2 protein-coding genes (1 of these 2 running past the window's edge) are annotated in these 20,648 nt (G+C 72.9%); both read right to left on the bottom strand.

Annotation, left to right across the window (positions count from 1 at the left end; all coding sequences use genetic code 11):
* Positions 1-1,926, bottom strand: the 5' end (the start) of a protein-coding gene (locus LWF15_RS18610; protein WP_456298973.1) for a type I polyketide synthase. The gene continues 18,201 nt to the left of window position 1, outside the view; only the first 1,926 of its 20,127 coding nucleotides appear in the window; it begins with the start codon at positions 1,924-1,926; the stop codon falls past the left edge of the window.
* On the bottom strand, positions 1,923-20,639 hold the full coding sequence (locus LWF15_RS18615; protein ID WP_232812113.1) for a type I polyketide synthase: 18,717 nt from the start codon (positions 20,637-20,639) through the stop codon (positions 1,923-1,925). Before LWF15_RS18615 ends, LWF15_RS18610 begins: the two co-directional genes overlap by 4 nt.
* Between the last annotated feature and the right edge of the window lie 9 nt (positions 20,640-20,648).

The raw sequence follows: 20,648 nt of genomic DNA on the forward strand, positions 1-20,648 counted from the left end.
TTCGAGCTCTTCCAGCAGGTCCCATTCGACGAACGGCGCCAGCGCGGCGGCACACTCGGCCAGGCGGGCCGCGAACACCGGCGAGGAGGCAGCCAGTTCCCGGCCCATGCCGACCCACTGCGACCCCTGGCCCGGGAAGACGAAGGCGGTGCGAATGCGCCCACGCCCGGCGGGCACGACACCGCTGACCACCCCGGCGGAAGGCAACCCGTCCGCCAGAGCCGCCAGACCCGTCCTCAGTTCTGCGGTATCGGCACCCAGAACCACGGCGCGGTGCTCGAACAGCGACCGCGTGCGCACCAGAGACCAGGCCACCTGGGCCGGGTCGAGATCGGGCTGCCGCCGGGCGAACTCGTCCAGGCGCGCGGCCTGGGCGGCGAGCGCGGCGTGGGAGCGGCCCGAGACCAGCCAGGCCGGCACCGCGCCGTCGAGCACCCGCGGCGCCTCTTCCTCGGCCACCACCGGGGCCGGGGCGTCGGCGTCCTCCTCGACCTCGGCCGTCAGCGGCGCCTCTTCGATGATCGCGTGCACGTTGGTGCCGCTCACGCCGAACGCCGAGACGCCCGCGCGCCGGGGCTGGCCGCCCTCGGCGAGGCTGGAGGGCCAGGGCACCGGCTCCTGCAGCAGCGAGACCTCGCCCGCGCTCCAGTCGATGTCGCTGCTGGGGGTCTCGGCGTGCAGGGTGCGGGGCAGTTCCTGGTGCTGCAGGGCCAGCACCATCTTGATCACGCTGGCGATGCCGGAGGCGGTCTGGGTGTGGCCGATGTTCGACTTCACCGAGCCCAGCAGCAGGGGCTCGCCCGCCGGGCGGTCCTGGCCGTAGGTGGCCAGCAGGGCCTGGGCCTCGATCGGGTCACCCAGGCGGGTGCCGGTGCCGTGCGCCTCGACCGCGGCGACCTGCTCGGCGCGCAGCCCGGCGCTGGAGAGGGCGGCGCGGATCACGCGCTGCTGCGAGGGACCGTTGGGGGCGGTCAGGCCGTTGGAGGCGCCGTCCTGGTTCATCGCGCTGCCGGCCACCACGGCCAGCACCCGGTGGCCGTTGCGGCGGGCGTCGGAAAGGCGCTCCAGGACGACCATCCCGGCGCCCTCACCCCAGCCGATGCCGTCGGCGCTGTCGGCGAAGGGCTTGCAGCGGCCGTCGAAGGCCATCCCGTCCTGGGCCGCGAACTCGGCGAACGCCGACGGCGTGGACATGATCGCCACACCACCGGCCAGCGCCATCGAGCACTCCCGGGCGCGCAGCGCCTGGCAGGCCAGGTGCAGCGCGACCAGGGCCGAGGAGCACGCGGTGTCGACGGTGACGGCCGGGCCCTCCAGGCCCAGGGTGTAGGAGATGCGCCCGGAGATGACCGAGGTGATGCTGCCGATCAGCATGTACCCCTCGGCGGCCGCCTCCTCGGACAGGCCGCCGCCGTACATGCCGAAGCCCGCACCCGCGAACACGCCGGTGGAGGAGCCCTTCAGCGACAGCGGGTCGATCCCGGCGCGTTCCAGGGCCTCCCACGCGGTCTCCAGCAGCACCCGCTGCTGGGGGTCCATGGTCAGCGCCTCACGCGGGCTGATCCCGAAGAACTGCGGGTCGAACTCGGCCGCGTCGTAGACGAAACCGCCGACCTGGCCGATCTGGGAGTCGCCGACCATCCCGGCGTACAGGGCGTCGGACTCCCAGCCGCGGTCGGTCGGGAACGGCGAGATCGCGTCCGTCCCGGCGTCCATCAGGTTCCAGAAGTCCTCCGGAGCCCGGACGCCGCCGGGCAGGCGGCAGCCCATGCCGACGATAGCGATCGGCTCGCGCTCACGGTCACGCAGACGCTTACGGGTGCGGCGCAGTGCCGCGGTCGTCTGCTTGAGGTAGTCCCTGAGCTTGTCGTCGTTCTCTGCAGCCATCGCCAGTACCCCTAGAGTTCTTGTGGAAAGTCGAGTCAGTCGAAGTCGACGTCGCGGAGTTCCGCCTCGACGAGATCGAACATCTCGTCGTCGGTCGCCGACTCCAGCTCACGGTCGATGTCTGCGGTCGGGGCCTCGCCCCGCAGGCGCAGGCCCAGCGCCTCCAGGCGGGCGGTCAGGTCCTGCCGTTCGGTGGCGTCCCAGCTGGCCCGGGCCACCACCAGTTCCAGCTTCTTCACCTCGGCCAGGGCCAGCGCGTAGTCGGACTTCTCGTCCACCGCGCGGGAGCGGACGAAGTCCGCCAGGACCGCCGGGGTCGGGTAGTCGAACACCAGCGTGGCCGGCAGCTTCAGCCCGGTCGCGGCGTTGAGGCGGGTGCGCAGGTCGACCGCGGTCAGCGAGTCGAACCCCAGATCCTTGAACGGACGGTCGCCCGGCACGTCGGCGATCGAGCCGTAGCCGAGCACCGCCGCGGCCTCGGCCCGCACCAGGTCGGTCAGGAACTCCTGCTGCCCGGCCCGGTCCAGGCCCTCCAGCCGCTCGCTCAGCGCCGAGCCGGAAGCCGCCTCGTCCTCGGTCCCGGCCAGGCCCAGAGCGGCCTGCGCCTCGGCGATCTCGGCGAGCAGCCGGCTGGGCCGCTGCGCGGTGAACACCGGGGCGAACCGGTCCCAGTCGATGTCCGCGACGGCGACCACGTCCTCGCCGTCGGCCATCACCTCGGCCAGGGCACCGACCGCGACCCGCGGGTCCATCTCGCGCATGCCCATCCGCTGCAGCACGTCGCCGGCCAGGCCCTCGCCCATCCCGCCGCCGCCCCACAGACCCCAGGCCACCGACGTCCCGGCTTCCCCGCGGGCCCGGCGGTTCTCGACCAGGACGTCGAGGGCGCCGTTGGCCGCGGCGTAACCGGACAGCTGTCCGCTGCCCCAGGTGGCCGCACCGGAGGAGAACACCACGAAGGCGTCCAGACCGGAGGTGAGCTCGTCCAGGTGCATGGCCCCCACGGCCTTGGCCTTCAGTGAGCCCTCGAGCTCGGCCGGCACCATGCCCTCGACCGGGCCGGCCAGCCCGGCCCCGGCCGCGTGCATCACCGAACTGAGCGTCGGGCCGTTGCCGTCGATCCACTTCAGCATGGCCGCGGTCTGCCCGCGCTCACCGATGTCGCAGCCCACGATCGTTGCCTCGGTGCCCCGCTCGGCCAGCTCGACGGCGAGCGCGACGGCTCCGGAGGCGTTCGGGCCCGATCGGCTCGACAGCACGATCCGCCGGGCGCCCTTGTCGCTGAGCCAGCGCGAGACGTGCCCGCCGACCCCGCCGGTACCGCCAGTCACGAGCACCGTGCCCGCGGGCGTCCATGCGTTCTGGGTCGCCGGGCGGGTAATACGGACGAGCCTGCGCCCGAACAGCCCTTCCTCGCGGATCGCGATCTGGTCCTCGCCACCGTCGGCGGCCACCGCGGTGAGCGCCGCGGCGAGCCTTGGGGCGGTGGTCGGGTCCCACTGCGAGGGGACGTCCACCAGCCCACCCCAGCGGTCGGGGTGTTCCAGCCCGATCACCCTGGCGAACGCCTGGGTCTCGGCCTGACGGGGGTGCTTCACCTCACCCTTGACGGTGCTGACCGCCTCGGTGGTGAGTACCCACAGCGGTGCCGTGATGCCGCTGTCGCCCAGCGCCTGGGCCAGGACCATCGTCCCGGCCAGGCCCTGGGGCACGGATCCCAGCTCGGCCATGGGCTTCTCGTTGAGCGCCAGGAGCGAGAGCACCCCGGCGAACGGCTCTTCGCTGGCCGCCTCGGTCAGCCGGGTGGCCAGGGCCGCCCGGTTCACACCGCCGGCCTCGAGCACCTGCACCTCGGCGCCGTGACCCATCAGGGCCTGGGCGCACTTCTCGGCCAGGGCCCCGGATCCGGTGGGCACCACGACCAGCCAGGTGCCGAACAGCTGAGCCGGCTGGGGTTCGGGCAGGGCGGCCCAGGTGACCCGGTAACGCCAGCTCTCGGTATTGGTCGAAGGACGCTCGCGGCGGGTACCCGGCACCGGCTCGGGCCAGTAGCGGCGGCGCTGGAAGGCATAGGTGGGCAGGGCCACCTTCGCGCCCTTGGGCAGCACCGACGTCCAGTCGACAGCGATGCCTCTCACGTGGACGCTGGCCAGCGCGGCCAGCAGCCGGTCGGCGTCACCGTCCTCGCGGCGCAGGGTGCCGGTGACGACCGGGTCCTCGTGGCCCAGGCTCTCCAGGAGGTCGATGATCCCCGCGGTGAGCACCGGATGGGCGGAGGACTCCACGAACGCGCCGTAGCCGTCGTTGCTGAGCACCTCGATCGCTCGGGCGAACTCGACGCGGGCGCGCAGGCTGTCGTACCAGTACCGGGCGTCCAGCTCGGTGCCCTCCAGCCAGGCCCCGGTCAGGGCCGAGACCATCGGGATCCGGGCCGGCCGGGGCTTGACCGCGGCCAACACCCGCAGGATCTCGTCCCGCAACTCGTCGACCTGCGGGCCGTGCGAGGCGTAGCCCACCGGGAGCATGCGAGCCCGGCCACCTTCGGCCTCGACCTGCTCGGCCAGCAGCTGCAGCAGCGCCGGATCACCCGAGACCACAGTGGCGTTCGGCCCGTTCACCGCCGCCACGGTCACGCCCGAAGCCCCACCGTCCGGCGCCAGGTCTTCCGCGGCACGGCCTTCCTGGCCCGGCCTATTAGCGACACCTTCTCCCAAGGCATGAATTTCCGGCGCTATAGCAACACTTTCTTCATGGCTAGTCGCGAGGCCAGCGATCCGCGTCTCCACCGAAGCCACCGGCTCGGCGATCGACAGCATCGCGCCGCGCCCGGCCAATGCCTTCAAAGCCTGACTGCGCAGCGCCACCACCCGAGCGCCGTCCTCCAGCGAGAGCGCACCCGAGACCACAGCGGCGGCGATCTCACCCTGCGAGTGCCCGACTACAGCGTCAGGCGAGACCCCGGCTGCTTCCCAGACGGCAGCGAGCGAGACGTGCACCGCCCACAGAACCGGCTGCACCACGTCCACCCGCTCCAGCGAGCCGTTCAGCTCGTCCAGCAGGTTCCACTCCACGAACGGCGACAGCGCCGCAGCGCACTCGTTCAGGCGCTCGGCGAACACCGGCGACGAAGCAGCCAGCGCCCGGCCCATGCCGACCCACTGCGAACCCTGACCGGGGAAGACGAACGCCACCCGCTCGGCCGTGGCCCCGGCGACCCCGCTGACCAGGGCGGGCGAGGGCAGTCCGGCGGCCAGGGCCTCCAGGCCGGAGAGCAGTTCGGCGCTGGATCCGGTCACCACCGCGCGGTGCTCGAAGGTCGACCGGGTGGTGGCCAGCGACCAGCCGATGTCGACCGGCCGGGTGGTGCCGTGCACCGATCCGACCAGACGGGCGGCCTGTTCCCTTAGCGCGGCCGCCGACTGGGCAGAGATCAGCCAGGCGGTCCCGGAGACAACAGGAGCGTGCTCGTCCGCCACCGGAGCCTCGGCCAGGGCCGGCGGCTCGGCCAGGATGATGTGCGCGTTGGTACCGCTGATGCCGAAGGCCGAGACACCGGCCCGCCGGACGTGCTCACCGGAGGCCTTCCAGTCGACTGCCTCGTGCAGCAACTGCACGTTGCCGGTGCTCCAGTCGACCTGCGGCGAGGGGGTGGACGCGTGCAGGGTGGCCGGGAGCCGGCCGTGCTGCAGGGCCAGCACCATTTTCATGATCCCAGCCGCGCCCGAGGCCTGCTGCGAGTGGCCGATGTTCGACTTCACCGCGCCCAGCCAGAGCGGGCGCTCGGCCGGACGCTCCTGGCCGTAGGTGGCCAGCAGCGCCTGGGCCTCGATCGGGTCACCCAGGCGGGTGCCGGTGCCGTGCGCCTCGACCGCGTCCACGTCGGCCGCCGACAGCCCGGCCGAGGCCAGGGCCGCGCGGATGACGCGCTGCTGCGAAGGCCCGTTGGGGGCGGAGAGGCCATTGGATGCGCCGTCCTGGTTGATAGCGCTACCAGCGACCATGGCGAGCACCGGATGCCCGTTGCGACGGGCGTCCGAAAGCCTTTCCAGCACGATCATTCCGGCGCCCTCGGAAAGACCCATGCCGTCGGCCTCGGCCGAGAACGCCTTGGAACGCCCGTCAGCCGCCAGCGCCCCCTGCTGCGAGAAGCCGATGAACTCGCTGGGGTCGGCGATCACCATCACACCGCCGGCCAGAGCCAGGTCGCACTCCCCCGCCCGCAATGCTTGAGCGGCCAGGTGCAGTGCCACCAACGCCGACGAACAGGCCGTGTCCACCGTCACCGCAGGGCCTTCCAGACCCAGGGTGTACGAGATCCGGCCAGAGATCACCGAAGTGACGTTGCCGGTGATCAGATGTCCGGCCGTCTCGGCGTCGAATCCGCCCTGCGCGGCGTAGCCCGAGCCCGCAGCGCCGGCGAACACACCGGTCAGCGAGCCCTGCAGCGAGGTGGGCGCGATGCCCGCGTTCTCCATCGCCTCCCAGGAGGTCTCGAGCAGCAGGCGCTGCTGCGGGTCCATCGCCAGCGCCTCGCGCGGGCTGATCCGGAAGAACGCCGGGTCGAAGTCCGCGGCGCCGCTCATGAACCCGCCCTCGCGGGTGGCCGAGGCGGTCTCGCGCAGCTCCTCCAGGTCCCAGCCGCGGTCGGCGGGGAAGCCGCCGATGGCGTCGCCGCCCTCGTCCAGCAGCTTCCACAGCGCCGCCGGGCTGTCGATCCCGCCCGGGTAGCGGCAGCCCATACCGACGATGACGATCGGGTCGGAGGCGTCGATCGGCGCCACCCGGCTCTGGGCGACGGCTGCCGAGGTTCCGGTCAGCTCGGTGATGATCTGGCGGGCCAGGACCACCGGCGAGGGGTAGTCGAACACCACCGTGGTCGGCAGCTGCAGGCCGGTGGCCTGGTTCAGGCGGGAGCGCAGCTCGACCGCGGTGAGCGAGTCGAAGCCCATGTCCCGGAACGCCTGCGCGGCCTGCACCGAGTCGCCGGAGGTGAAGCCGAGCACCGCCGCCGCGTGCGAGCTGACCAGGTCGGTGACGATCCGTTCCTGCTGGCCGGCCGAGAGTCCGCGCAGGCGTTCCTGCAGCGCACCCCCTTCACCCGAAACCGTCTCCGGTGCGCGGGTGACGATCTGCCGGGCCTCGGGCACTCCGTCGAGCAGGGGCCACGAGCGCATCGCGTTGAACACCGCCGAGAAGCGGTCCCAGTCCACGTCGGCCACGGAGAGAACGGTCTCGTCGTCGGCCAGCACCTGCCCGAACACGCCGAGGGCGCGCTGCGGCTCCAGCAGGCTCAGGCCCTGACGCCGCAGGCGCTCCGGGACCAGGCTGAGCGGGCGTTCGGCGGCGTTGTCGTCGTCGAAACGTCCGCCCGAACCCCACACGCCCCAGGCGATGGAGGTCGCGGGAAGGCCACGGGCGCGGCGGTTCTCGGCCAGGGCGTCGAGGTGGGCGTTGGCCGCGGCGTAGGTCGCGTGCTCGCCCACACCCCAGGTCGCGGTGATGGAGGAGAAGAACACCAGCGCGGCCAGATCCAGCTCCGCGGTGAGCTCGTCGAGCACCTGCGCGCCGCCGACCTTGGCGCCGAGGGCCAGGGCCAGGTCGTCCACCCCGGTCACGTCCGCGGCCATCAGCTCGACCGCCACGGCCGAGTGGATGACCATCGAGAGCTTCGGCGCCACGGTCGGGATGTGGTCCAGAAGCCCCTGCATCGCGGGCTTGCTGGTGACGTCGCAAGCCACCATGGTGACCGTCGCCCCGGCCTCGGCCAGTGAGGCCGCCAGCGTTGCAGCGCCGGGGGTCTGGGGGCCGCGGCGGGTGGTCAGCACCAGGTGCTGCACGCCGGCCTCGACCAGCCAGGCCGTGAGGTCCGGCCCGATCGCCCCGCTGGCACCCGTGATCAGGACACTGCCCTGCGCCCAGTTCTTGATGTCTGTCGTGGTCTTTCGCGGGGTGGCGCGGACCAGGCGCCGGGCCAGCAGACCACCCGGGCGGATCGCGACCTGGTCCTCGCTGCGGTTCTGCAAAGCACCGACGAGCAGCGTCGCCGCCCGCTCGTCGAAGACCTCGGGCAGGTCGACCAGACCACCCCAGCGGTCCGGGTGCTCGACGCCGATGGTCCGCCCCAGGCCCCAGGTCTGCGCCTGAACCGGGTTCGTGGGCGCGTGGTCGGTACCCACGCCACCCCGGGTGAGGGCCCACAGCGGCGCGCCCACACCCAGGTCGCCCAGCGCCTGGGCCAGCGCGAGTAGACCGGCGGTGCCGGTGGGCACGTGCACCTGGCCCGGCAGCGGCTCCTCGGCCAGCGCCATCAGCGAGATGACGCCTGCCAGGGCCTGTTCGCCCACGCGGTCGGCGAGCAGCTCGCCGATGGCGGCGCGGCTCACCTTGTCGGTCGGGACCGAACAGAGGACGACCTGGGCACCCCGCTCGCTCAAGGCGGACTTGAGTGCGTCGGCCAGTTCGGAGGCGTCGGTCCGGTCCGGGACCACCAGCACCCAGGTCCCGCTCAGCGGGGCCGGCGCGGCGTCCGGCATCGGCACCCAGGTGATCCGGTAGCGCCAGGCCGCACTCAGCGACTCGTCGCGCTCGCGGTGACGCCAGCCGGCCAGGGCGGGCAGCAGCGGCTCCAGGTCGTCCGAGGCGATCGCCAGTTTCCCGGCCAGGCCTTCGAGGTCGCCGGACTCCACCGCGTCCCAGAACTCGTCGTCGTGCTGCTTGGCCGGCGTCGCGACCGGCGCGGGCGCCGGGTTGGGCCAGTACCGGCGGCGCTGGAAGGCGTAGGTGGGCAGTTCGACGATCGGGGTCTCGGCGACGATCCGGGTCCAGTCCACCTCGACCCCGCGTACGTGCACCTCGGCCAGCGAGGCCAGCATCCGGGCGGCGCCGCCGTCCTCGCGGCGCAGGGTGCCGGCCACGACCGGCTCCAGCACCAGGGCCCCGGCGCCGTCGAGCACCTTCTCGAGGGTGTCGGTGACGGGGTTGGTCAGGACGGGGTGGGCCGAGGACTCGATGAACACGCCGAAGTGGTCTCGGGCGAGAACCTCGATGGCGCGGGAGAACTCGACCCGGGCGCGCAGGCTGTCGTACCAGTACTGCGCGGTGAGCTCGGTGCCGTCCAGCTTCTCGCCGGTCATCGCCGACACCATCGGAACGCGGGCCGGGCGGGGCTTGACCTCGGCCAGCAGGCGCAGGATCTCCTCCCGCAGCTCGTCAACCTGCGGGCCGTGCGAGGCATAGTCCACCGGCAGCATCCGGGCCCGGCCACCTTCGCCCTCGACCTGGGCCAGCAGCGCGGCCAGCTCGTCCGGATCACCGGAGACAACCGTGGCGTTCGGTCCGTTCACCGCCGCCACCGTCACCCCGTCGCTCAGACGGGCTTCGACCGCGGCCACCGGCTCGGCGATCGAGAGCATCCCGCCGCGACCTGACAGCGCCTTCAGCGCCTGACTGCGCAGCGCCACCACCCGGGCGCCGTCCTCCAGCGACAACGCCCCGGACACGACCGCAGCGGCGATCTCACCCTGCGAGTGCCCGACCACGGCGTCCGGACGCACGCCGGCGGCCTCCCAAACGGCGGCGAGCGAGACGTTCACCGCCCACAGCACCGGCTGCAGCACATCCACCCGCTCCAGCGGCCCCTCGAGCTCGTCCAGCAGGTTCCAGTCCACGAAGGCTGACAGCGCGGCCGCGCACTCGGCCATCCGCGCGGCGAACACCGGCGAATCGGCCAGCAGGGCGCGTCCCATGCCGACCCACTGCGAGCCCTGCCCCGGGAAGACGAACGCGACCTTGCCGATGCCGACCCCGATGGGCACCGCGCCGGTCACCACGTTCCCGGCCGGCTCACCGCCGGCCACGGCCCCGAGCCCAACCAGCAGTTCGTCCGGGGCGCTGCCGATCACGGCGGCGCGGTGCTCGAACAGCGACCGGCTGGCCAGCAGTGACCAGGCCACCTCGGCGGCCCCGCGCTCGTGGCTGCGCAGGAAGGCGCCCACCCGGGCGGCCTGGGCGGCCAGCGCGGCGCCGGAGCGGGCCGAGACCAGCCACGGCACCTGGTTGCCGGTGAGCACGGGCAGGGCCGGCTCGAGCAGCTCCCCCGCTTCGGCGAGCTGCCCCTCGTCCTTGGTTGGAAGCTCTTCGAGGATCGGGGCCTCTTCGATGATGGCGTGCACGTTCGTGCCGCTCACCCCGAACGAGGACACACCCGCCCGGCGGGCCCGGCCGTCCTCGGCCAGGGTCGAGGGCCAGTGCACCGCCTCGTTCAGCAGTTCGACGTCACCGACCGACCAGTCCACCTGTGGGGTGCGCTCGGCGGCGTGCAGGGTGCGCGGCAGCTGCTGGTTCTGCAGCGCCAGAACGAGTTTGATCACGCTGGCCACGCCGGAGGCGGTCTGGGTGTGGCCGATGTTCGACTTCACCGAGCCCAGCCACAGCGGCCGGCCCTCGGGACGGTTCCTGCCGTAGGTGGCCAGCAGCGCCTGGGCCTCGATCGGGTCGCCCAGCGCGGTACCGGTGCCGTGCGCCTCGACCGCGTCCACCTCGTCCGGGCGCAGGCCCGCCGAGGCCAGCGCGGCCCGGATCACCCGCTGCTGCGAGGGACCGTGCGGGGCGGTGATGCCGTTGGAGGCGCCGTCCTGGTTCATCGCGCTGCCGGCGATCACCGCGAGCACCTGGTGGCCGTTGCGCCGGGCGTCGGAGAGGCGCTCCAGCACGATGATCCCGGCGCCCTCGCCCCAGCCGATGCCGTCCGCGTCGGCCGCGAAGGCCTTGGACCGGCCGTCGAAGGCCAGGCCGTCCTGGCGGGAGAACTCGGCGAAGGCCGAGGGGGTGGCCATCACGGCCACGCCGCCGGTCAGGGCCATCGAGATCTCCCCGGCGCGCAGCGCCTGGCAGGCCTGGTGCATCGCGACCAGGGCCGAGGAGCAGGCGGTGTCGACCGTGACGGCCGGCCCCTCCAGGCCCAGGGTGTACGAGATGCGCCCGGAGATGACCGAAGTCAGGGCGCCGATGAGCATGTAGCCCTCGTGCCCGCCCTCGTGGATCAGGTCGGCGCCGTAACCGCCGAAGCCGGCACCGACGAAGACGCCGGTGGGCGTGCGCTTCAGCGCGGCCGGGTCGATGCCGGCCCGTTCGACCGCCTCGTAGGCGGTCTCCAGCAGGAGCCGCTGCTGCGGGTCGAGGGTGACCGCCTCGCGCGGGCTGATCCCGAAGAACTCCGGGTCGAAGTACCCGGCGTCGTAGAGGAAACCGCCGACCCGGGTCTCGGAGGTGGTGCCGTCGAGGTTGGAGTACAGGCCCTCGCTGTCCCAGTTGCGGTCGGTCGGGAACGGCGAGATCGCGTCGATGCCCTCGGCCATCAGCCGCCAGTAGCCCTCGGGGTCGTTCACCCCGCCGGGGAACTTGCAGCCCATACCCACGATCGCGATCGGCTCACCGAGGTCGGCGGCGCGCAGGGTGGGTGCGTGGGCGTCGAGCTCGGTGAGCTCGCCGAGCAGTTCGGAGCGCAGCAACTGCACCACCGCGGCCACCGTGGGATGGTCGAAGACCAGGGTGGCGGGCAGTTTCAGACCGGTGGCCGTGTTCAGCCGGGTACGCAGATCGACCGCTGTCAAAGAGTCGAAGCCCAGGTCCTTGAACGGGCGGGTGGGCAGCACCACCTCGCCGGAGGAGTGCCCCAGCACCGCCGCGACCTCACCGCGCACCAGATCGGTGAGGACCCGCTCGGCGTCGGCGTCGCTCAGGCCGCGCAGCTGACGCAGCAGCGCAGTGTCCTGGGCGCCGACGTCCTCGGAGACCGGCTGCTGCTGGGCATCGGGGATGTCGGCCAGCAGCCGGCTCGGGCGCTGCACGGTGAAAAGCGTCGCGAACTTGTCCCAGTCGATGTCCGCGACCGTGACCAGGTCCTCGCCGGCGTCCATGATCTGGGCCAGCGCCGCCACCGCCGGGGCCGGGTCCATCTCGCGAAGACCCAGACGCTGCAGCAGTTCACCGGCGTAGCCCTCGCCCATGCCGCCGCCACCCCAAAGGCCCCAGGCGGCAGAGGTTCCGGCTTCGCCGCGAGCGCGGCGCTGTTCGACCAGGGCGTCGAGGGCGGCGTTGCCCGCGGCGTAGGCCGACAGGCGCCCACTGCCCCAGGTCGCTGCGCCGGAGGAGAACATGACGAACGCGTCGAGGTCCTCGGTCAGCTCGTCCAGCAGCTCGGCGCCGCCGACCTTGGCCTGCAGAGCGCGCTCCAGGTCGGCCAGGCCGACCTCTTCCAGCGGACCGCCGACCGGCGCTCCCGCGGCGTGCAGCACCGAGCTCAGGGCCGGGCCGGTGCGCCCGATCCAGGCCAGCAGGTTCTCGACCTGCTCGCGGTCGCCGATGTCGTTGCTGAGCACGGCCACGCTCGTGCCGGCCTGGGCCAGCTGGGCGGCCAGCGCGGCGGTTCCGGCCGCCGTGGCACCGGAGCGGCTGGTGAGCACCACTCGCTGGGCGCCGCGGGTGCTCAGCCAGCGGCTGATGTGCCCGCCGACTCCCCCGGTGCCGCCGGTGATGAGCACCGTGCCGCGCGGCGTCCAGCCGGCGCCCTTCTTCTTGGCCCGGCCCGCCCGCACCAGGCGGCGGGCGTGGATTCCGTTGTCGCGCAGCGCGACCTGATCCTCACCGGTGGTTCCGGCCAGGACGGCGGCCAGGTTGCCGATCGAGGAGGTCTGCAGGTCGACGAGCCCGCCCCAGCGGGTCGGGAACTCGAGGGCCGCCACCCGGCCGAGCGCCCAGGTCCGGGCCTGCACCGGGTTGCTCGCCGGCTCGCCGGCCACCGTGCTCACGGCGCCGGTGGTGAGCACCCACAGGGGTGCCTGCACACCGGCGTCGCCGAGGGCCTGGATCAGGCTGGTGGTCGCGGCCAGACCGGTCGGGACGATCGGGGCCGTCGCCAGCGGGGCCTCCTCCAGCGCCAGCAGCGAGACCACGCCGGCGAGGTCCTGCCCGGCCGCCGCGATCTGGGTGCGCAGCACGTCGCGGGACACCTCGCCGGGGGCGACCTCGCAGATCAGCAGCGCCGCACCGGCCTGGGCAAGCGCCCGGGCCACCTGCACCGGGACCGCGCCCGACTCCTCGGCCGCGTCCAGGCCGGCCGCCTCGACCGAACCGGCCGGAGCGACCAGCAGCCAGGTCCCCGACAGCGGGGGCCGGGATGCCGTGGCCGGCGTCGCGACCGGGGTCCAGGTGATCCGGTAGCGCCAGGGAGCCACCACCGACTCGCCCTGCTCGCGCTCGCGCCAGGCGGCCAGGGCGGGCAGCACCTCGCGCAGGTGCGCCTCGTCCACGGCCAGGGTCTGGGCCAGGCCGTTCAGGTCGCCGCCGCTGACCGCCGACCAGAACGCGCTCTCCTCGGCGGACAGCACCGCGCCCGTCTCGGCCTTGGGCGTGGCCTTGGGCCAGTAGCGCTGACGCTCGAAGGCGTAGGTGGGCAGGGCCACCCGGCGCCCGGCCGGGAGCACCTCGGGCCATTCGACGTGCACCCCGCGCACGTGCACCTCGGCCAGCGAGGCCAGCAACCGGTCGGCCCCGCCGTCCTCGCGGCGCAGCGTGCCCGCCACCACCGCTTCCTGCTCGTCGAGGATGTCGGCGATCGGCGCGGTGAGCACCGGGTGGGCCGAGGACTCGATGAACACGCCGTAGCCCTCGTCGGCCAGAACCTCGATGGCCCGGGCGAATTCCACGCGGGCGCGCAGGCTGTCGTACCAGTACTGCGCCGTCAGCTCGCTGCCGTCCAGCTTCTCGCCGCTCATCGACGAGACCATCGGAATACGCGCGGCCTGCGGCGCAATGCCCTCGAGCAGCCGCAGGATCTCGGCCTTCAGCTCATCGACCTGCGGGCCGTGGGAGGCGTAGTCGACCGGCAGCATCCGCGCCCGGCCACCCTCAGCCTCCACCCGCTCAGCCAGCACCTGCAACAGAGCCGGATCACCCGAGACCACCGTGGCGTTCGGCCCGTTCACCGCCGCCACCGTCACACCATCAACCAGACGCGCCTGCACCGAAGCCACCGGCTCAGCGATCGAGAGCATCCCACCCCGACCCGACAGAGCCTTCAACGCCTGACTGCGCAGAGAAACCACCCGCGCGCCGTCCTCCAGCGACAACGCACCAGAAACCACCGCAGCAGCGATCTCACCCTGCGAGTGCCCGACAACAGCATCGGGTCGAACCCCGGCCGCTTCCCACACCGCAGCCAGCGAGACATTCACCGCCCACAGCACCGGCTGCACCACGTCCACCCGCTCCAGCGGGCCGTCCAACTCCTCCAGGAGGTTCCAGTCCACGAAGGCCGACAGAGCCACCGCACACTCGGCCAGCCGCTCAGCGAACACCGGCGAAGCAGCCGCCAGCGCCCGGCCCATACCGACCCACTGCGAACCCTGCCCGGGGAAGACGAACACGCTCTGCCCGACCCCGGCAGCCGTTCCGGTGACCACCCCCGGCGAGGGCCGGCCGGCGGCCAGAGCCTGCAGCCCTTCATGCAGCTGACCGGTGACGACCGCGCGGTGCTCGAAGGTGGAGCGGGTGGTGGCCAGCGACCAGCCCACGTCCACCGGCTCGATCGCGGTGTCCAACTCCGCCAGCAGGCGTCCGGCGGCGACGCCCAGCCCAGCCGGCGTGCGGCTCGAGACCAGCCACGCCGTCTCGCCCACGAGCCCCGGCCTGACGTCCGGGTCGGCTACTTCGACGGCCGGGGCGGCCGGCGGCTCCTCCAGGATCAGGTGCGCGTTGGTCCCGCTGATCCCGAAGGCCGACACACCCGCCCGGCGTACCCGCTCACCCGCGGCCCAGGGCCGGGACTCGGTCAGCACCGAGACCGCGCCGCTGGACCAGTCCACCTGGTCGCTCGGCTCGCCCGCGTGCAGCGAGGCCGGCAGCAGCCCGTGCTGCAGCGCCAGCACCATCTTGATCACACCGGCCACACCCGCGGCCTGCTGGGCGTGCCCGATGTTCGACTTCACCGAGCCCAGCCACAGCGGCTGGTCCCCGGCCCGTTCCTGACCGTAGGTCGCCAGCAGCGCCTGAGCCTCGATCGGGTCGCCCAGCTTCGTGCCGGTGCCGTGCCCCTCCACCGCGTCCACGTCCACCGCCGACAGCCCGGCCGAGGCCAGGGCGGCGCGGATCACCCGCTGCTGCGAGGGCCCGTTCGGCGCCGACAGGCCGTTGGAGGCGCCGTCCTGGTTCACCGCGCTGCCCGCGATCACCGCGAGCACCTCGTGACCGTTGCGGCGGGCGTCCGAAAGCCGTTCCAGCACCACCATGCCGACGCCCTCGGCCAGGCCCATGCCGTCGGCGTCGGCCGAGAACGCCTTGCAGCGCCCGTCCAGGGCCAGCGCGCCCTGCTGGGAGAAGCCGATGAACTCGCCCGGGTCGGTGATCACCATGACACCGCCGGCCAGGGCCAGGTCGCACTCACCGCCGCGCAGGGCCTGGGCGGCCAGGTGCAGCGAGACCAGGGCCGAGGAGCAGGCCGTGTCCACGGTGACGGCCGGACCTTCCAGGCCCAGCGCGTACGAGACCCGCCCGGAGATCACCGAGGTCACGTTCCCGGTGATCAGGTGACCGGCCACGTCCTCGGTGAATCCGGCCTGACCCGAGTAGCCGGACGAGGCCGCCCCGGCGAACACCCCGGTCAGCGAGCCACGCAGCGAGTTCGGGTCCAGACCGGCGCTCTCCAGGGCCTGCCAGGAGGTCTCCAGCAGCAGCCGCTGCTGCGGGTCCATCGCCAGCGCCTCGCGCGGGCTGATCCGGAAGAAGTTCGCGTCGAAGTCGGCCGCGCCGGACATGAAACCGCCCTCGCGGGCGGCCGATCCGTCGAGCAGCTCCTCCAGGTTCCAGCCCCGGTCGTCCGGGAAACCACCGATCGCGTCACCGCCGTCGGCGAGCATCCGCCACAGCGCCTGCGGGCTGTCGACCCCGCCGGGGAAGCGGCAGCCCATGCCGACCAGGACGATCGGGTCGTCGGTGACCGGGCCGCGCGTGGCGACGACCCCGTTGAGGAGCTTCTGGCTGCCCAGCAGCTGCTCGATGATCTGCCGGGCCAGCATCAGCGGCGTCGGGTAGTCGAAGACCACCGTGGAGGGCAGTTGCAGGCCGGTGGCCTGGTTCAGCCGGGTGCGCAGTTCGACCGCGGTGAGCGAGTCGAAACCCATGTCCCGGAAGGCCCGGTCGGCCTCGACCGCGCCGGCCGAGCCGAAGCCCAGCACCGCGGCGGCGTGCTGACGCACCAGCTCGGTGACCGTGCGCTCGCGCTGACCGACCGAGGCGCCGGACAGGCGTCCCAACAGATCCGCGGCCTCGCCGGTGGCGACAACGGCTGCTTCGCCGGTGTTCTCGGCCTGGCGGGCTTCGGGGATCTCCTGCAGCAGCGGCCAGGAGCGCACCGCGTTGAACACCGCGGAGAAACGCTTCCAGTCCACGTCCGCCACCGCGACCGCGGTCTCGTCGTCGGCCAGCACCTGTCCCAGAACGGTCAGGGCCCGGGCCGGTTCCAGAAGACGAAGACCCTGGCGCCGCAGGCGTTCGGGGTCCACGCTGAGTGCGCGTTCCACCCCGGCCTTGGCCTCGGACTCCTGCCCGGTGTCCCACACCCCCCAGGCCACGGAGGTCGCGGGAAGACTTCGGGCACGGCGGTTCTGGGCCAGCGCGTCGAGGTGGGCGTTGGCGGCGGCGTACGAGCCGTGGTCAAGCACGCCCCAGGTCGCGGCGATCGAGGAGAAGAGCACGAACGCGTCGAGGTCGCGGTCGGCGGTCAGCTCGTCGAGGTTGCGAGCACCGGTGACCTTGGCGCCCAGGGCCAGGTCGAGCTGGTCCACGTCGGTGTCGGTGAGGGGCTGCAGGTTCACGTTCAGGGCGCCGTGGATCACGCTGGACAGGGCCGGGCCCTGGGCGTCGATGTGGTCCAGAAGAGCGGCCACGGAACGTTTGTCGGTCACGTCGCAGGTGATCAGGCTGACCGTGGTCCCGGCCGCGGCGAGCGCGGCCATCACCTCGGCGGCGCCGGCCACCGAGGGGCCGCGGCGGCTGATCAGCACGAGTTTGCCGGCGCCGGCACCGGTCAGCCAGCGCGCCAGCTCGGGGCCGATCTCGCCGCTGGCACCGGTGACCAGGACGGTGCCGCGCGGGCTCCAGGAGCGTGCGCCCTCCGACGTGGCGCGGATCAGGCGGCGGGCCAGAACCCCCGAGGGACGAACGGCGAGCTGGTCCTCCCCGAGCGTCAGCGCGGTGACCAGGTGCTCCGCGGAACGGCTGTCGAGAGTGGTGGGCAGGTCGATCAGGCCGCCCCAGCGCTCCGGGTGCTCCAGACCGGCGACCCGGCCCAGACCCCAGGCCTGCGCCTGCGGCGGGTTCGCGGGGGTCTCGCCGGGCGCGGCCCCGATGGCACCGGAAGTGATGAGCCACAGCGGCGCTTCGATCCCGGCCAGGCCGAGAGCACGCACGAGGGTGAGGGTGGAAGCGGATCCGCCGGTGGTGTGCCCGTGTCCGGGCAGCCAGCTCTCGTCGAGTGAGAGCAGCGACAGCACACCGCTGGGCGTGTCGGTGCCCGCCAACTGTGCGGCCACGGCGGCCGGGTCGGTCTGGCTGGTGTCGATCTGCTTGTGGACGATGTGCGCGCCTCGGGCGGTCAGCGCGGCGGTCACGTCCTGGACCAGTTGCGACTGGCCGGCCTCGTTGGCCGGGGTGACCAGCAGCCAGGTGCCGATCACGTTGTTCAGGCTCTGGCCGGGCACCGGCACCCAGGTGATCCGGTAACGCCAGTCGGCCGTCGCGGAGTCGTCGCGCTCGCGCCGTCGCCAGCTGGCCAGGGCCGGGACGACGTCCTCCAGCCGCTGCCCGTCGAGGGCGAGCGTGTCGGCCAGCGCGGCCACGTCGCCGGTCTCGACCGCGTTCCAGAACTTCTCCTGGGCCGGGGACTCCAGGCCCTGGACCGTGCGCGTCTGCCGCGGAGCCGGGATCGGCCAGAAGTGCTGACGCTGGAAGGCGTAGGTGGGCAGGTCCACCCGGCGCCCGGCCGGGAGCACCTTGGCCCAGTCGATCGTGCCGCCGTTGACGTGCACCTCGGCCAGCGAGGCGAGCAGCCGGGTCGCGCCGCCCTCGTCCCGGCGCAGGGTGCCGGTGACGATCGGCGCGGGCCGGGTGGTGCCTTCCGCGGCCGGGACGGCCTCGAGGATGTCGAGCACGGACGAGGCCAGCACCGGATGCGCGGAGACCTCGATCCAGATGCGGTGCTGCGCCAGCGCCTCGACCGCGCGGGAGAACTCCACGCGGGCGCGCAGGCTGTCGTACCAGTACTGCGCGGTGAGCTCAGTGCCCTCCAGCTTCTCGCCGCTCATCGACGAGACCATCGGAATGCGGGCGGTCTGCGGCGCGATGCCCTCGAGCAGCCGCAGGATCTCGGCCTTCAGCTCATCGACCTGCGGGCCGTGGGAGGCGTAGTCGACCGGCAGCATCCGCGCCCGGCCACCCTCAGCCTCCACCTGCTCGGCCAACGTCTGCAACAGAGCCGGATCCCCGGACACCACCGTGGCATTCGGCCCGTTCACCGCCGCCACCGTCACACCATCAACCAGACGCGCCTGCACCGCCGCCACCGGCTCAGCGATCGAGAGCATCCCGCCCCGACCCGACAAAGCCTTCAACGCCTGACTGCGCAACGCCACCACCCGCGCGCCGTCCTCCAGCGACAACGCACCAGAAACCACCGCAGCAGCGATCTCACCCTGCGAGTGCCCCACCACCGCATCCGGCTTCACACCAGCCGCTTCCCACACCGCAGCCAGCGAGACGTTCACTGCCCACAGAACCGGCTGGACGACGTCCACCCGCTCCAGGTCGGTCTCGGAGCCCAGCACGTCCTCGAGCGAGAAGTCCACGTACGGCGCCAGGGCGCTCGCACACTCGGCCAGGCGCGCGGCGAAGACCGGCGACTCGGCCAGCAGCGCCCGGCCCATCCCCACCCACTGCGAACCCTGCCCGGGGAAGACGAAGACCGAACGCGAGCGTCCACTGCTCGGGACCCCACGCACGAGCGAACCGGACTGCTGCCCCGCAGCCAGCGCCGACACACCGCTCAGCAGTTCTTCGCGTGAGGTGCCGACGACCACTGCGCGCTGCTCGAACACCGAACGGGTGGTGGCCAGCGACCAGCCCAGGTCCACGACCGGGACGTCGTCGCGGGCGCCGCAGAACTCGGCCAGACGATGAGCCTGACCGCTCAGGGCGTCGGCGGTACGGCCGGAGAGCAGCCAGGCGGTTCCGGAGCTGAGCACCGACTCGGCCGCGGGGGCAACCTGAGCCGGCTCCGCGTCCTCGTCCGATGGAGCAGCCGCCGGAGCCTCGGCCAGGATCACGTGGACGTTGGTGCCGCTGGCCCCGAACGCCGAGACACCGGCGCGACGCGGGGCCCCACCGTCGGCCAGCACCGAGGGCCAGGCCACCGGCTCGGTCAGCAGCGAGACCTCGCCGGCCGACCAGTCCACCTGCGGCGTGGGCGCGTCGATGTGCAGCGTCTGCGGCATCTGCTGGTTCTGCAGCGCCAGCACCATCTTGATCACCCCGGCCACGCCACCGGCGGCCTGGGTGTGCCCGATGTTCGACTTCACCGAGCCCAGCCGCAGCGGCGCTGTCCTTCGGGGCTCCTGGCCGGGTGATCCGTAGGTGGCCAGCAGGGCCTGGGCCTCGATCGGGTCGCCCAGCGTGGTGCCGGTGCCGTGCGCCTCCACCACCGCGACCTGGTCGGTGCGCACCCGGGCGTTGGCCAGGGCCTCGCGGATCACCCGCTGCTGCGAGGGGCCGTTCGGCGCGGTCAGGCCGTTGGAGGCGCCGTCCTGGTTGGCGGCGCTGCCCTCGATCACCGCGAGCACCGGGTGGCCGTTGCGGCGGGCGTCGGAAAGGCGCTCCAGCACCAGGATCCCGGCGCCCTCACCCCAGCCCATGCCGTCCGAGGCGGCCGCGAAGGCCTTGCTGCGCCCGTCGGCGGCCATGCCCTGCTGCTTGGTGAACTCGGCGAAGGCGGCCGGGGTGACCATCACCACGACACCGCCCGCGAGGGCCATCGAACAGTCGCCCGAGCGCAGCGCCTGGCAGGCCAGGTGCAGGGCCACCAGCGAGGAGGAGCAGGCGGTGTCGAGCGTCACCGAAGGGCCCTCCAGGCCCAGCGTGTACGAGACCCGCCCGGAGATCATCGCGGTCTGGCTGCCGGTGAGCAGGTAGCCCTCCGAGCCGCTGTCGGCCTCCACCAGGCCCTCGCCGTAACCGGCGAAACCGGCGCCCACGTAGACGCCGGTCGCCGATCCGCGCAGCGAGCGCGGGTCGATCTGGGCCCGTTCCAGCGACTCCCAGGCCACCTCCAGCATCAGCCGCTGCTGAGGGTCCATCGCCAGCGCCTCACGCGGGCTGATCCCGAAGAAGGCCGGGTCGAACTGGGCCGCGTCGTAGAGGAAACCGCCCACCGGGGCGAACGGGATCTCGTCCGGCTCCAGCCCCTCGGGACGAAGGTTCTCCCACCCACGGTCGGTCGGCAGGCCGGCCACCGCGTCGGTGCCGGACTCCAGGAGCTGCCAGAAGCTCTCCGGGTCGCTCACGCCACCGGGGTAACGGCAGCCCAGGCTGACGATCGCGATCGGCTCCTGCTCGGCCGCCTCCATCCGGCGCAGCCGCCTGCGGGTCTCCTGCAGCTCGGCCGACGCACGCTTGAGGTAGTCGAAAAGCTTTTCCTGGCTATCCATGACGGACTC

It is taken from the genome of Kineosporia rhizophila (genome assembly GCF_021277265.1).
GTDB classification, from domain to species: Bacteria; Actinomycetota; Actinomycetes; order Actinomycetales; family Kineosporiaceae; genus Kineosporia; species Kineosporia rhizophila.